The organism is Microvirga sp. 2TAF3, from assembly GCF_052114965.1.
GTDB lineage: Bacteria > Pseudomonadota > Alphaproteobacteria > Rhizobiales > Beijerinckiaceae > Microvirga.
Genome location: NZ_JBFRFT010000004.1, coordinates 1 through 13,427, shown reverse-complemented (window position 1 = coordinate 13,427; position 13,427 = coordinate 1). Strand labels below are relative to the sequence as shown.

Sequence of the window (13,427 nt, the reverse complement as noted above, 5' to 3'; positions counted from 1 at the left end):
GCAGGCTCACATTCATGTCCCTCAAGCGACCCGTCGTGCTTATTACAGGAGGCAGCCGCGGCATTGGCGCGGCAGTGGCGCAACTCGCCGCCGCCCGCGGCTATGACGTGGCCATCAATTTCAAGTCCGACAAGGAGGCGGCGAGCCGAGTCGTCGAGGCCTGCCTCGCCTCCGGCGCTTCGGCGCTCGCCTGCCAAGGGGATATGGTTGTCGAAGAGGACGTGGCGCGCATGTTCGACGAGGCGCAGGCGGCCTTAGGCCCTCTGTCGCATGTGGTGAACAATGCCGGAATCACGGGACGGTCGAGCCGTCTCGATCTGGCATCCACGGAAACGATCCGCACCTGCATCGATGTCAATGTCCTGGGCGCGTTATGGGTGGCACGCGAGGCTGCCCGTCGTCTGTCGACGCGAAATGGCGGCGGGGGCGGATCGATCGTCAATATTTCGTCAGTCGCCTCGCGGCTCGGAAGCGCCGGCGAGTATGTGTGGTATGCGGCGTCCAAGGGAGCCATCGACGCCCTGACGATCGGATTATCCCAGGAACTGGCGGGGGAAGGGGTCCGGGTCAATGCCGTGTCGCCCGGCATCACGCGGACGGAAATTCACGAAAAAAGCACCGGCGATGCCGGGCGGATGGAGCGCTTCCGGTCGAAGATACCCCTGAACCGAATCGGAGAGCCGGAGGAAATAGCGGAGGCCATCCTGTTCCTGATGTCGGATGCCGCATCCTACATCACGGGGGCCAATATCCCCGTTTCGGGCGGCCGCTGAAGGAATCCGATCCAGGAGCATTTTCAGGCGAAGTGGATTCGGTTCGCCGTCGGAAATGCGTCCGGGCAAAAGAAAAGAGCCGATCCATGCAAGGGAAACGGCTCTGGAAAAGCAAACGCCCGCCGGAAGGCGGGCGAGGGCCTTTGCTGCAGTGCAGCGATAAGTTACGCAGTGGCGTGCTGGCGAGCGATGTTGTCGATCTGGAAGCGGGAGATGCCGAGATCGTCGAGCTCGCGATCCGTAAGCTGCGAAAGCTCACGGACGGTCTCGCGGTAACGCAGGTAAGAGCGGACTTTGGAGAGGATATAGGTCACGAACATTGGAAGCTCCTTCAGTTTGCCGGCCCGGGTGACCGGCGGCCTTTGTTCTTGCGTGTGCAATGCAGCATATAAGGGTGTGCGCCGCGAAAGAGGAGTGGTAATAATGTAGGTCTGTTATGCTTTAGTAGCATAGCACCCTAAGGCCAAGTTAACGAGTCATGACCATGGTGCATCCTTGCTAGAGGAGGGTTGTCTCCTCTACCTTCGGTCGCATCCTTGGCGAGCGGCGTAGTGGGTCCTTGTCCAATGAATAGAACAGGCCCTCGGAAGGAAATATAAAACAACGTATCATAATCCCGTTTCTGGATTGCGTGTTCAGAAGTGCCCGCTCGGCAACTTAAAGATGAATAAATATTCATATTTCGATCACGAAGTATAAAAATCTTGTAACAGGGTTTTTACTTGGAACGGCATCGGGGCCGTCGCGTTTTCTCGGCAAGTTTTGCTTTGAAGGAGATGCTTCCATGAAGAGAATAGCCTTTGGGGCGGTTCTCGTGCTGCTGAGCACCACGGCCTATGCCCAGACCTCCACGGGGTCCAATACGAGCCTGACGACGCAGACGTCCTCCGGCTCTCCGACGATGACCTTGAACCACCGTTCTGGCGCCCAGGGCTCACCTGTCAGGACGGATACTCATGTTCGTACGCGTGTTGAGAGTGGTGCGCGCATCGGCGTCGAAGCGCGAGAGCGCAGCGGGGTTTCGGTGCGAAGCACCCGTACGGTTCGAGAAGTGGAAGAGCCGAGCGTTTCCGTCACGCATCGCCGGATGGTCACCACCTATGACGAACCGACCACGGAAGTTCACCGTACGGTTGTCAAGAATAAGCCTTCGATCAAGAAAGTGGTTGTGAAGAAGAGAAAGCCATCGACCAAGGTCGTTGTCAGCAAACGCCGACACTACGTTGTCGATGAGCCGGTCGAAGTTCGCCGCCGGACGGTACGGCGCTATGAAATAGATGAGCCGAACGTCTCCGTGACCCGCCGTACCACCGTTCACCAGACACGGGATGTCTCGCCCAGCGTCGGCGTATCGGTAGAGCGGCATCGCACCAGTGTCCGGCCGTCGGGCGATGTCAATGTCTCGACCACCACGCGCCAGCGCTCCTCCAGCCCCGAGGCGACCGGTTCTGTCACGACCCGCACACAGATGAATGCGAGCGGCAATATTCGTGGCGGCTCGTCCGGCTCGACCAATCTGCGCTTGCAGCAACAGGGCGGTGCTTCGGTGAGCGGAACGACAGGTCAGTAAGAGTAAGTGTAATCTGAAAAAGGGGCCGGGCCGCCGGCTCCTTTTTACATGTCGCAGACAAATAATCTGCATTGGACTTGCGACAGTAATGGCGAAACGTCACTCTCCCCTTAGGGAAATAAGCCACTTTGGCTAGGGGGATCCATGCAGCAGGCAATCACGTTTCTGTTCAGCAACTTCACATTGACGCTCTTCGTCGTCGGTCTCGTCGCCGCGATGATTTCGCTTGTCCGCCGTCCGCGCCCCTGGAGCCGGGCTATCGTGGTCGAGGCCCTCCTGTCCTGGTTTCTCTTCTTCTCCCTGGGCGTCAGCTTCCTCTACAACTTCATCATGCACGTCTTCTTCTCCGAGATGGCGGCCTCGTTCATCGGCTGGCAGACAAGCCCGTTCCAGAAGGAAGTCGGCTTCGCGAGTCTTGGCTTCTCGATGGTGGGATTTCTCGCCTTCAAGGGAAATTTCGGCACACGTCTCGCCGCTATTCTCGGCCCCGCCTGCTTTCTCTGGGGCGCGGCTTGGGGCCATGTGGTGCAGATGGTGGAGGCCCATAATTACGCACCCGGCAATGCCGGCGTGATTTTCTACTCAGATATTCTGCTCCCGCTCATCGGCTTCACGCTGCTATGGATGAGCCAGATGCGGGCCCATGTGCCTGCCTATGCGCGATAGGCCTTTCGCGTGGAGGACATGGCGCGCTCGACCAGTCGATGGGTTCCGATTGCCGGGCCGCTCTTAAGTCCGCTCCTGCGGGCTCAGGATGCCGCTTGCCAGCAGGACACCGAGAGTAACCGCCGCAATGCCCATCACCGCGGCCAGATCGGGAATTTCACCAAGCACGGGAATGGCGATCAGTGTCGCCAGAACCGGCCCGAGGGGCGACAGGGCGGCTGCTCTCGAGGGGCCGAGCCTATCGATGGCAAAGCCATAGAGCACGATGCCGACGACGCCGGATATGAAACCCTGCAGCACCGCCTGAACGATCACGGCTCCCGCGAGCCCGTCCGCGACGGCGCCGGCCAGCGCGGGCCCGCCCAGCGGCACGAGGATCAGCATCGACCACAGACCGATCAGGCCCGCGGCCTGCAGGGCTGAGAGGCCGCTGCGCCGATAGGCATGGGTATAGATGCCCCACAGGCAGGCGCCGGAGAGAAGCAGCAGATGCCCCTGCCAGGTGCCGCTCGCCGCATCGAGCAGGCTGCGCCCACCGATGCAGAGAACGGCAAGCAGAATCATGGCGAAGCCGACGAGTCGCGTGCGTCCGAAGCGGTCCCCGAAGGCGAGGCAGCCGATGAGGGCCACGAAGAGCGGCATGGTGCCGGGCAGGAGCGGGCCGATATCGGCCGCGGGCGCGAATTGCATGCCCGTGGCCACGATGAGGAAGAAGGGTGCGCCAGAGCAGAGAAGCCCGAGCCCGACCGGCAGCGGCAGGCCCTTGGGCCATAACCCCATCCGCCAAGTGATCGGCGCGAGCAGGAGAGCAGGGATCGCGAAGCGCACGACTCCGACCGCCGCGGGCGGCAGGCTGTGCGTGACCGCATGGCGGGTGCCGACCATCCAGAACGCCCAGATGATGACGGTGACGAGCGCCGCGATCCAACCCAGGAGGGCCCTGCGGTCGCCGGAGGCTGCTGGTGCGGCGGTTGCCGCTTGAACGGTGTCGGGCATGCGGGGCTCCTTGAATCGGCTGGGCCAGCATGCACGATCACGGCGGAGCATGTCCTTGCGAATTTCAGTCCGCTCATGCTCCTATCTTGGCAGGAAATTGCGCAAAATCCGTCCAGAGGGATGAGATGCCCTACATTAACCTCGACGCCATCGACCTGAAGATCCTCACCGCCCTGCAGGAGGACGGCAGGCTCACCAACAACGAGCTGGCGGACCGGATCGGCCTGTCGCCATCGCCCTGCCTGCGCCGTGTCCGCCGCCTGGAGCGCGACGGCTTCATCCGCACCTACCGCGCCGTGCTCGACCGGGAATCGGTGGGGCTCGGCCTCACCGTGTTCGTGGAGATCAAGGTGGAGAAGCATTCCCGCGACAATGCCAGGGCCTTGCAGGAGGCGCTCTCCGCCATGCCGGAGGTCGTGTCCTGCCACATGGTCTCCGGCACGGCCGATTTCATCGCCGAAATCGTGGTGCCGAACCTGAAGGCCTATGAGCGCCTCTTGACGGAAAAGCTTCTCACCTTGCCAATGATCGGCGATATCCGCTCCAACTTCGTGCTCACGCGGGCGAAGTCGGATGCGGCCTTGCCGCTCGGACATCTCAAGCGGGGAGGCGGGCCGGCATGCGAGCCCGGAGCGGACGCGTAAGAGGCCGCTTTCCGAAAGGCACGTCAAAAGCTTGGACCTTGGCCCACTCCGGTGTAGTAACCCTCCCAGCCGTCACGAAACTTTCGGAATATCAGGTCGCATCATGCCGCAATATCGTTCCCGTACCACCACCCATGGCCGCAACATGGCCGGCGCTCGCGGCCTTTGGCGCGCGACGGGAATGAAGGACGAGGATTTCGGCAAGTCGATCATCGCGGTGGTGAATTCCTTCACCCAATTTGTTCCCGGCCACGTGCATCTGAAGGACCTCGGCCAACTCGTCGCCCGCGAGATCGAAAAGGCCGGCGGCGTCGCCAAGGAGTTCAACACCATCGCGGTCGATGACGGCATCGCCATGGGCCATGACGGCATGCTCTACAGCCTGCCCTCCCGCGAGATCATCGCGGACTCGGTCGAGTACATGGTCAACGCCCATTGCGCCGACGCGATGGTCTGCATCTCCAATTGCGACAAGATCACTCCCGGCATGCTGATGGCGTCGCTTCGCCTCAACATCCCGACCGTGTTCGTTTCCGGTGGGCCGATGGAGGCGGGCAAGGTGAACCTGCGCGGCAAGCTCAAGGCGATGGACCTCGTCGATGCCATGGTGGTCGCCGCCGACGACAGCTATACCGACGAAGAAGTGAAGGCCGTCGAGCGTTCGGCCTGCCCCACCTGCGGCTCGTGCTCGGGCATGTTCACGGCCAATTCCATGAACTGCCTCACCGAGGCGCTTGGCCTCTCGCTGCCCGGCAACGGCACGGTGTTGGCGACCCATGCGGATCGCAAGCGCCTGTTCGTGGAAGCGGGCCATCTCATCGTCGATCTCGCCCGCCGTCATTACGAGCAGGACGACGCTTCGGTGCTGCCGCGCGCCATCGCGAGCTTCAAGGCCTTCGAGAACGCCATGACCCTCGACATTGCCATGGGCGGCTCCACCAACACGGTGCTGCATCTGCTCGCCGCCGCCCATGAGGCGGAACTCGATTTCACCATGCAGGATATCGACCGACTCTCCCGCCGCGTGCCGGTTCTGTGCAAGGTCGCGCCTGCGGTTGCCGACGTGCATATCGAGGATGTGCATCGCGCCGGCGGCATCATGGGCATCCTGGGCGAGCTTGACCGCGCGGGTCTGATCCACAGCGATGCCGGCAGCGTGCACAGCGCGAGCCTCGGCGAGGCGCTGGACCGCTGGGATGCCATGCGCACGCATAGCGAGGCGGTGCGCACCTTCTTCCAGGCGGCCCCTGGCGGCGTGCCGACCCAGGTGGCCTTCAGCCAGGACCGGCGCTGGGAAGACCTCGACCTCGACCGCGAGAAGGGCGTCATCCGTAACGCCGCCCACGCCTTCTCGAAGGATGGCGGGCTGGCGGTGCTCTACGGCAACCTCGCCGAAGAGGGCTGCATCGTGAAGACCGCGGGCGTCGACGAGAGCATCCTGAAATTCAGCGGCCCCGCCAAGGTGTTCGAGAGCCAGGACGACGCGGTGAAGGGCATCTTGAGCGGCGCCGTCACGGCGGGAGACGTTGTGGTGATCCGCTACGAGGGCCCGCGCGGCGGCCCCGGCATGCAGGAAATGCTCTACCCGACGAGCTATCTGAAATCGAAGGGTCTCGGCAAGGCCTGCGCTCTCATCACCGACGGCCGCTTCTCCGGCGGCACCTCGGGCCTGTCCATCGGTCACGCCTCGCCGGAAGCCGCCGAAGGCGGCCTGATCGGCCTCGTGGAGGAGGGCGACCGGATCGAGATCGACATCCCCAACCGCTCGATCCGACTGGCCGTTGCCGACGACGTGCTGGCCCAGCGCCGCACGACCCAGGAAGCGCGCGGAAACAACGCCTGGAAGCCCGCCACCGACCGCAAGCGCAAGGTCTCGACCGCGCTCAAGGCCTACGCCGCCATGACCACCAGCGCCGCCCGCGGCGCGGTGCGGGTTCTGCCGGAATAGGGCGCGCGCCGCTCGAAATGACACGCGCCCTTCGCCTCTCCCGAGGGGAGAGGCGAAGGGCGCTGTCCTGCTCTCCTTCCTCCGGTGATTACGTCCCCTCCGGCCCGGGAATGACATGTGGATTGGGTCGGATATTAATCCCATAAGCACTTGAAACTGAGTTTCATGGCGTGCTCTGTGCCCCTGATCGCATCGGATGAGGTCATCCTGGAATGAGCCGTCTCGTCTTCGCAGCCTTTCCCATTGCCCTGGCCTTGAGCCTGTCGGCATGCGTGACCGGAGGCACCGGCCAGCGCGCCGAGCTGGTCATGGTGCTGCATAGCCAAGTTCAACGATGCTACGTCCTCCCCCAAAAGGCACGCGGTGAAGAGCCGGCCACCGTCGAGGTGCATCTGAAGGCCGACGGAACGCTTGCACAGCCTCCGAAGGTGCTGAATCAGCCTGCCAATTCGCTCGTCGCTCAAGCCGCGTTGCGCGCCCTGGAGCAATGTGCGCCATTCAACATTCCTGCGGAATTCGCCGCTCGCTATCCGCAATGGAAAGTCTTGAGGATCACTTTCAAGGCGAGCTAGCCTTCATGTCCCGCTGAAAGTGGGCGAACCTACCGCTGGCCTTCGGCGCGGATGACGGCGCGGAGGGGGCCGTATTCCGTCTGCTTGCGCACATCGAGCTGAACACGGCCGCTGGCGCCAGATTGAAAAGCGTTGGACCCGCGCGTGCGGGCCGAGCCGATCACGCTCTCCGCGCGCATCCGGCCGCTGACGCGTACGCAGGTGTCCGAGCCCTGCAGGGCTGAAAAGCCGGGCGGGCAGGCGGAAGGCTGCGCCGCGATGGCCGGGCCGGGCAATGCGAGGCTTGAGAAGGCGAGGGCGAAGAGACGTCGTTTCATCGAAAGCCTCACGGGAACCGTATGGCCCGACCATAGCGCAAGTCAGGCGTTCTGGCGCGTCTCATCTCATTACGCATCTCGCTGTCATGACGGCCGCGGCGTAGGGGGCTCGGTCGGAATCCGCTAGTCACTGCCGTTGGAGGCTTAGGAAGGGAGCGGTTGCGATTGCAGCCGCTCCTTTTGTTCATGGGAAATCGTCTTGAGGCCGGAGTGCGAAAGCTATGTCGTGTCGGAGGACAGCTTCGAAGCACCAACCGGGCGCTTAGCGGAGATGCACTATGTCGGGCGGAGATTTACTGGATCGGTTTGACGCTGTTCATCATCATGTCGATCGCGTCCTTGTGCTTTTCCCGCTCGCCGTCCGAGGCCCACAGGGTCAACATGATCGTCCGCTCCTTGCCGGCGGGTAGGAGGATGAATTCGACTTGGGTCGGTCCGTTCTCATCGGTCGTGTTGAACTGGAAGACAGTGGCGTCGATGCCGTTCAGCTTGCCCGCGATCTTCTCGGGCTTCACCTTCTTGATGCCGCTCTGCTTCATCCACTTGTCGTTGTTGTCGAGCATGGCCTCGATATCGCGTGCATGGGCGTATTCGACCGAGAAGAACACGTCCTCGCCGGGCGATTGGGCCGAGTAACCAAAGTCGATCTCCTCGATTTTCCATGTATCGGGGACGATGAGGGTGACCGACGGATCCTTTTCGGGAACGGCGAAGTTGCGGGCTTCCGCCGGCAGGGCGAGAAGGCCTGCCAGAACGGCGCCCATCAAAAACTTTTTCATTCGGAATGCCCCCATTTGTTTTGATGTTTTGGCTTCATGAGTTCATGAAGCAGGGAATGCTTTCCTTACCCTGCGGCAACCGTCAAGCTGATGACGCAGGAAGAGGGGGATGAGCGCCGCCGAAGAGAGGCCTGCGGCAATCCGATAAGCCGTGGGAGGCGGAGGACGGGCTTGTCAGACGCGCCCTATTTAGTACCTTGGAAGAGTTCTAAACGTCTGCAGCCCTATGGCAGGGGTAGGGACTTTAACCTGTGCCGATCAGGTCCGCGTTCCGCTCCCCTTGGGCCGTCCTTCCGGGCTGCGAGGAGAGGGGAGACCGTAGTCCGGTAGGCGTCATGAAGGATGAAAGCTCTATGCCTATCACTACGATTGAAGATCGCTACGATCGGGCGACGATTGCCCTGCACTGGATCACCGCCGGGCTGGTCGCGTTTCTCTGGATCTTCGGCCAGACCGCCGATCTCTTCCCCCGCGGCCCTCTGCGCACCGGTGTCTGGTCTCTGCATGTGACCCTCGGTTTCGCGCTCGCCCTGGTGCTGATCGTGCGCATTCTCTGGCGCGCGGGCCCCGGCCGAGGACTGCCGCCAGCCGAAAACGGCGTGCTCCACCTCGTCGCCAAGGTGACCCATTACCTGCTCTACGTGCTGCTCGCGACCGCCATCGGCCTCGGCATCGCCAATGCCTTTGTCCGCGGCTACAACCTGTTCGGCCTCTGGTCCCTGCCGCAGATCGGGGATCCGAGCCTGCGCCGGCCGCTCACTGGATGGCACGGACTGGCCGCCAACGCGATCATGATCGTCGCGCTGATCCATGCGGGCGCGGCGCTCGCGCATCACTATCTCTGGAAGGACGGCGTCCTGCGGCGCATGGTGTCTGCGCGGGGCGGATAGCAGGTCCTCAAAGCGATGACGGCCGCAGAGGCTGCGGCCCGTCGCCACGCCGTTTCGCACCGGCGCACAAGGATTTTCAATCCCTAAAAGTAGTGGTCCCGGTCGGAGCCGTCATAGCGGCCGCTGCGCATGCAGCATTTTTTGAAACCGGCGTCCCGAGCCGCAGATGCATGGATCATTGCGGCCGAGCTTTTCCATGAGCTCAACGTCGCCGCGGACAATCCGGACGCCACGCTTGACGTGAGTTTCGGATGGGTAGGATTTGCGACGCTTGCTGGTGACCTCAAAAGCGGGGGAGGTCGAAGGGGGCGCGGATCTTGGACATGGAAGCCTCCTTCGTTCGCTACGCCGGATCTCGGCGCGGGAGGGCATGTCAAGTCCGCAACGACCTTGAAGTTAGTAACTTTGTAGCAACACGCGTCGCCATTCGACGGGGGCCTATTCCGCCGCTTCCTTCGCCACCTTCTTCTGCTTCTTCAACGGCCGCCGCTCCAGCACTTCCTTCAGGAAGCGCCCTGTGTGGCTGGCCTTCGACTTGGCGATGTCTTCCGGTGTGCCTTCGGCCACGATCAGCCCGCCGCCGTCGCCGCCTTCGGGGCCCATGTCGATGACCCAGTCGGCGGTCTTGATGACTTCGAGATTGTGTTCGATCACCACCACGGTGTTGCCCTGCTCGACCAGCTCATGCAGCACTTCGAGCAGCTTCGCCACGTCGTGGAAATGCAGGCCCGTCGTGGGCTCGTCGAGGATGTAAAGGGTGCGGCCGGTGGCTCGCTTGGACAGCTCCTTCGACAGCTTCACGCGCTGCGCTTCGCCGCCCGAAAGTGTCGTGGCCTGCTGGCCCACATGGACGTAGTCGAGGCCGACGCGGGCAAGCGTCTGCATCTTCTCCCGGATGGTGGGCACGGCCTTGAACAGCTCGCGGGCTTCCTCCACCGTCATGTCGAGCACGTCGGCGATGGATTTTTCACGGTACTTCACCTCCAGCGTCTCGCGGTCGTAACGCTTGCCCTTGCACACGTCGCAGGTGACGTAGACATCGGGCAGGAAGTGCATCTCGATCTTGATGACGCCGTCGCCGGAGCAGGCCTCGCAGCGCCCGCCTTTCACGTTGAAGGAGAAGCGCCCCGCCTGATAGCCGCGCGCCTTGGCCTCGGGGAGGCCTGCGAACCATTCGCGGATCGGCGTGAAGGCGCCTACATAGGTCGCCGGGTTCGAGCGCGGCGTGCGGCCGATGGGGGATTGGTCGATGTCGATGACCTTGTCGAGATGCTCCAGCCCCTCGATGCGGTCATGTGGGGCCGGATGCTCCAGCGCGCCGTTGAGCTTGCGGGCGACAGCCTTGTAAAGCGTGTCGATGACGAGCGTCGACTTGCCGCCACCCGACACGCCGGTGATGCAGGTGAAGGTGCCGAGCGGAATTTCCGCCGTGACGTTCTTCAGGTTATTGCCGCGGGCGCCCACCACTTTCAGCGCGCGGCCCTTCGTCGGCTTGCGGCGCTTTTCCGGCACCTTCACGGACATCTCGCCGGTGAGATATTTTCCGGTCAGCGATTTCGGGTTGGCGAGGATCTCGGCGGGCGTGCCCTCGGCGACGATCTTGCCGCCATGGATGCCGGCGCCGGGGCCGATATCGAACACATAATCCGCCTGCAGGATCGCATCCTCGTCGTGCTCCACCACGATCACCGTGTTGCCGAGATCGCGCAGGCGCTTGAGAGTGACGAGCAGGCGCTCGTTGTCGCGCTGGTGCAGGCCGATGGAAGGCTCGTCGAGCACGTAGAGCACGCCCGTCAGCCCTGAGCCGATCTGCGAGGCGAGGCGGATGCGCTGGCTCTCGCCGCCGGAGAGCGTGCCGGAGGCGCGGGCGAGCGTCAGGTATTCCAGGCCCACATCGACCAGGAAGGTCAGGCGCTCGCGGATTTCCTTCAAGATGCGGCCCGCGATCTCGTTCTGCTTCTTGGTGAGCTGCTTTGTCAGCGCTCCGAACCAGGCATGGGCGTCCTTCACCGAAAGGGCAGTGGCGTCGCCAATATCGGAGCCGGCGATCTTCACCGCCAGGGCCTCGGGCTTCAGGCGCTTGCCGCCGCAGGCCTCGCAGGGAGTCTCGCCCATGAAGCGGCCGATCTCGTCGCGGGACCAGTCGCTCTCAGTCTCCTTGTAGCGGCGTTCGAGATTGGGGATCACGCCCTCGAAGGGCTTCTTCACCTCGTAGGCGCGCAAGCCATCGTCATAGGCCATGCGGATGGCCTCATTACCCGAGCCGTAGAGGATGACGTCGCGCACCTTCTCCGGCAGCTCGGACCAAGGCTTCGTCATCGAGCCCTTGCAGTGCCTGGTAATCGCCTCCAGCGTCTGGTTGTAATAGGGCGAGGTGGATTTCGCCCAGGGCGCGATGGCCCCGCGCTTCAGCGAAAGGCTCTCATCCGGCACGATGAGGTCCGGATCGATGCGCATCTCATGGCCGATGCCGCCGCAGGTAGGGCAGGCGCCGAAGGGGTTGTTGAACGAGAACAGGCGCGGCTCGATCTCGGGGATCGTGAAGCCGGAAACCGGGCAGGCGAACTTGGAGGAGAACACGATGCGCTTGGGCTGGCCCTTCTCGTCCTTCTCGTCCGCATATTCGACGACCGCGATGCCATCCGCGAGGTCGAGGGCGGTTTCGAGCGATTCCGCCAGCCGCGCGGCGATATCGGCCCGCACCACGATACGGTCCACCACCACGTCGATGTCGTGCTTGAATTTCTTGTCGAGGGCAGGGGCCTCGTCGATGGCGTAATATTCGCCGTCGATCTTCAGGCGCTGAAAGCCCTTCTTCTGGAACTCGGCGATTTCCTTGCGATACTCGCCCTTGCGGCCGCGCACCACGGGGGCGAGCAGGTAGAGCCGCGTCTTCTCCGGCAGTTCCAGCACCCGGTCCACCATCTGGCTGACCGTCTGGCTTTCGATGGGCAGGCCCGTGGCGGGCGAATAGGGGATACCGACCCGCGCCCAGAGCAGACGCATGTAGTCGTAGATCTCGGTGACGGTGCCGACCGTCGAACGCGGATTGCGCGAGGTCGTCTTCTGCTCGATGGAGATGGCGGGCGAGAGGCCGTCGATCTGGTCCACGTCCGGCTTCTGCATCATCTCCAGGAACTGGCGGGCGTAAGCGGAGAGCGATTCCACATAGCGCCGCTGGCCCTCGGCATAGATCGTATCGAAGGCGAGCGACGATTTGCCCGAGCCCGACAATCCCGTGAACACCACCAAATGGTCGCGCGGCACCATCAGATCGACGTTCTTGAGGTTATGCTCCCGCGCCCCGCGCACGGAGATCACGCGCGCATCCCGGTCGCCCGCTTTCGCGCGGTTGAACAGATCGTCGATTTTAGCCATTGCCGAATTCAAGCCTGTGATGAAGCCCCGCTGCAGGGACGGAGTTCTGCATATGTGACGCAAATGCCGCCCGCACAACCGGGCCGCGTCTGAGTCGTAGCGTGATGCTAGAACAAAAAGGGTACGAAGGGCAATGGGGCCTGAGCTTGGCTTCCTCCCATCGTCCACCGGAGAGCGGCGCCCATTGGCATCCCGGAGCGGAGTCGGGCGTTGATAGTCATGGCGGGTTCCATCGGGACCTGCCTTCCCGAAACTAGGGGAGACTGCACATGTTCATTCACGATGCATTGGTTGTCAGTCCCTTGATGCTCGTCCTTTCCGCCGCCCCCGGCCTTGCCGGGCCGTGCACTACTGCCATCGACCAGACCCAGGCTCAGCTCGACGCCCGGATCGATGCAATAGCCGCGGTGGGCCCGACTGGTCCCGAGAGCACGGGCGCGCTCCTCCGCCACCAGCCGACGCCGGGCTCCATCGCCGAGGCGGAGCAGAAACTCGGCGAAGGAAAGTCCCTGGAGAAGGCCCTGACGGCCCTCAAAGAGGCCCGCGCGGCGGACAGGGCCGGGGACGGGAGGGCCTGCGAGAAGGCGCTGGGGGAGGCGCAGCAGGCGATGAAGCCATAGTTTTCCTACTCCCGCCGGGGATCCCCCTTTTATTGGGGACAGAGCTGTGCAGAACTGATCCCCGGCTTGTTCCGAGGTGCCTTCGGCCTCAGAACACAGCCTCAAAATTTCAAGGAGAGGCTCCGATGGCGGGCAGCGTGAACAAAGTGATCCTGGTGGGCAATCTGGGCCGCGACCCGGAGGTGCGGCGTCTCAACAATGGCGAACCGGTGGTGAACCTGCGCCTTGCGACCTCGGAGACCTGGAAGGACAAGGCCTCGGGCGAGCGCAAGGA

General features: G+C 63.0%; 15 protein-coding genes. 9 read left to right on the top strand and 6 right to left on the bottom strand.

Annotated elements, in window-relative coordinates:
• The first annotated feature begins 14 nt into the window (after nt 1-14).
• A complete protein-coding gene (locus AB4Y97_RS05535) occupies nt 15-773 on the top strand; it encodes a glucose 1-dehydrogenase (RefSeq protein ID WP_441998021.1) in 759 nt (252 codons plus the stop codon).
• A 164-nt stretch (nt 774-937) separates the two neighbouring features.
• On the opposite strand, the gene AB4Y97_RS05530 is transcribed toward AB4Y97_RS05535, so the two are convergent.
• On the bottom strand, nt 938-1,093 hold the full coding sequence (locus tag AB4Y97_RS05530) for a DUF1127 domain-containing protein (RefSeq protein WP_441998020.1): 156 nt from the start codon (nt 1,091-1,093) through the stop codon (nt 938-940).
• Between the two features lie 464 nt (nt 1,094-1,557).
• On the opposite strand from AB4Y97_RS05530, the gene AB4Y97_RS05525 reads away from it, so the two are divergent.
• Together AB4Y97_RS05525 and AB4Y97_RS05520 are read left to right on the top strand one after the other, a co-directional pair.
• The gene (locus AB4Y97_RS05525) at nt 1,558-2,343 is read left to right on the top strand and encodes a hypothetical protein (RefSeq protein ID WP_441998019.1); all 786 of its coding nucleotides are present in this window, start codon (nt 1,558-1,560) and stop codon (nt 2,341-2,343) included.
• Nucleotides 2,344-2,487: 144 nt separating this feature from the next.
• Complete coding sequence (locus AB4Y97_RS05520) at nt 2,488-3,009, top strand: DUF6790 family protein (RefSeq protein ID WP_441998018.1); 522 nt, start codon at nt 2,488-2,490, stop codon at nt 3,007-3,009.
• 63 nt (nt 3,010-3,072) lie between these two features.
• Here the strand turns inward: AB4Y97_RS05520 and AB4Y97_RS05515 are convergent, their stop codons facing one another.
• Entirely contained in the window at nt 3,073-4,005 is a 933-nt protein-coding gene (locus AB4Y97_RS05515) for a DMT family transporter (protein ID WP_441998017.1), read from the bottom strand.
• Between the two features lie 125 nt (nt 4,006-4,130).
• On the opposite strand from AB4Y97_RS05515, the gene AB4Y97_RS05510 reads away from it, so the two are divergent.
• The 3 genes from AB4Y97_RS05510 to AB4Y97_RS05500 all read left to right on the top strand — a co-directional run bounded on the left by AB4Y97_RS05510 (nt 4,131) and on the right by AB4Y97_RS05500 (nt 7,169).
• A complete protein-coding gene (locus AB4Y97_RS05510; protein WP_441998016.1) occupies nt 4,131-4,649 on the top strand; it encodes an Lrp/AsnC family transcriptional regulator in 519 nt (172 codons plus the stop codon).
• Nucleotides 4,650-4,752: 103 nt separating this feature from the next.
• On the top strand, nt 4,753-6,597 hold the full coding sequence (ilvD, locus tag AB4Y97_RS05505; RefSeq protein WP_441998015.1) for a dihydroxy-acid dehydratase: 1,845 nt from the start codon (nt 4,753-4,755) through the stop codon (nt 6,595-6,597).
• A gap of 212 nt (nt 6,598-6,809) precedes the next feature.
• On the top strand, nt 6,810-7,169 hold the full coding sequence (locus tag AB4Y97_RS05500; protein ID WP_441998014.1) for a cell envelope integrity protein TolA: 360 nt from the start codon (nt 6,810-6,812) through the stop codon (nt 7,167-7,169).
• A 29-nt stretch (nt 7,170-7,198) separates the two neighbouring features.
• On the opposite strand, the gene AB4Y97_RS05495 is transcribed toward AB4Y97_RS05500, so the two are convergent.
• Together AB4Y97_RS05495 and AB4Y97_RS05490 are read right to left on the bottom strand one after the other, a co-directional pair.
• The gene (locus tag AB4Y97_RS05495; protein ID WP_441998013.1) at nt 7,199-7,486 is read right to left on the bottom strand and encodes a porin; all 288 of its coding nucleotides are present in this window, start codon (nt 7,484-7,486) and stop codon (nt 7,199-7,201) included.
• Nucleotides 7,487-7,779: 293 nt separating this feature from the next.
• Nucleotides 7,780-8,265, bottom strand: coding sequence for a hypothetical protein (locus tag AB4Y97_RS05490; protein ID WP_441998012.1), 486 nt, complete (start codon nt 8,263-8,265; stop codon nt 7,780-7,782).
• 353 nt (nt 8,266-8,618) lie between these two features.
• Between AB4Y97_RS05490 and AB4Y97_RS05485 the strand changes: the two genes are divergently transcribed.
• Entirely contained in the window at nt 8,619-9,155 is a 537-nt protein-coding gene (locus tag AB4Y97_RS05485; protein WP_441998011.1) for a cytochrome b, read from the top strand.
• 111 nt (nt 9,156-9,266) lie between these two features.
• On the opposite strand, the gene AB4Y97_RS05480 is transcribed toward AB4Y97_RS05485, so the two are convergent.
• Together AB4Y97_RS05480 and uvrA are read right to left on the bottom strand one after the other, a co-directional pair.
• On the bottom strand, nt 9,267-9,353 hold the full coding sequence (locus AB4Y97_RS05480) for an SEC-C metal-binding domain-containing protein (protein WP_441998250.1): 87 nt from the start codon (nt 9,351-9,353) through the stop codon (nt 9,267-9,269).
• 240 nt (nt 9,354-9,593) lie between these two features.
• A complete protein-coding gene (gene uvrA, locus AB4Y97_RS05475) occupies nt 9,594-12,533 on the bottom strand; it encodes an excinuclease ABC subunit UvrA (protein WP_441998010.1) in 2,940 nt (979 codons plus the stop codon).
• 269 nt (nt 12,534-12,802) lie between these two features.
• On the opposite strand from uvrA, the gene AB4Y97_RS05470 reads away from it, so the two are divergent.
• Nucleotides 12,803-13,153, top strand: a complete 351-nt coding sequence (locus AB4Y97_RS05470; protein ID WP_441998009.1) for a hypothetical protein — start codon at nt 12,803-12,805, stop codon at nt 13,151-13,153.
• Between the two features lie 125 nt (nt 13,154-13,278).
• On the top strand, nt 13,279-13,427 hold a 149-nt coding region (gene ssb / locus AB4Y97_RS05465; protein ID WP_441998249.1), incomplete at its 3' end, for a single-stranded DNA-binding protein.

Coding starts and splice junctions, on each gene's coding strand:
- AB4Y97_RS05535 (WP_441998021.1), top strand. CDS start 15: ATGTCCCTCAAGCGACCCGTCGTGCTTATTACAGGAGGCAGCCGCGGC.
- AB4Y97_RS05530 (WP_441998020.1), bottom strand. CDS start 1,093: ATGTTCGTGACCTATATCCTCTCCAAAGTCCGCTCTTACCTGCGTTAC.
- AB4Y97_RS05525 (WP_441998019.1), top strand. CDS start 1,558: ATGAAGAGAATAGCCTTTGGGGCGGTTCTCGTGCTGCTGAGCACCACG.
- AB4Y97_RS05520 (WP_441998018.1), top strand. CDS start 2,488: ATGCAGCAGGCAATCACGTTTCTGTTCAGCAACTTCACATTGACGCTC.
- AB4Y97_RS05515 (WP_441998017.1), bottom strand. CDS start 4,005: ATGCCCGACACCGTTCAAGCGGCAACCGCCGCACCAGCAGCCTCCGGC.
- AB4Y97_RS05510 (WP_441998016.1), top strand. CDS start 4,131: ATGCCCTACATTAACCTCGACGCCATCGACCTGAAGATCCTCACCGCC.
- ilvD (WP_441998015.1), top strand. CDS start 4,753: ATGCCGCAATATCGTTCCCGTACCACCACCCATGGCCGCAACATGGCC.
- AB4Y97_RS05500 (WP_441998014.1), top strand. CDS start 6,810: ATGAGCCGTCTCGTCTTCGCAGCCTTTCCCATTGCCCTGGCCTTGAGC.
- AB4Y97_RS05495 (WP_441998013.1), bottom strand. CDS start 7,486: ATGAAACGACGTCTCTTCGCCCTCGCCTTCTCAAGCCTCGCATTGCCC.
- AB4Y97_RS05490 (WP_441998012.1), bottom strand. CDS start 8,265: ATGAAAAAGTTTTTGATGGGCGCCGTTCTGGCAGGCCTTCTCGCCCTG.
- AB4Y97_RS05485 (WP_441998011.1), top strand. CDS start 8,619: ATGCCTATCACTACGATTGAAGATCGCTACGATCGGGCGACGATTGCC.
- AB4Y97_RS05480 (WP_441998250.1), bottom strand. CDS start 9,353: ATGGAAAAGCTCGGCCGCAATGATCCATGCATCTGCGGCTCGGGACGC.
- uvrA (WP_441998010.1), bottom strand. CDS start 12,533: ATGGCTAAAATCGACGATCTGTTCAACCGCGCGAAAGCGGGCGACCGG.
- AB4Y97_RS05470 (WP_441998009.1), top strand. CDS start 12,803: ATGTTCATTCACGATGCATTGGTTGTCAGTCCCTTGATGCTCGTCCTT.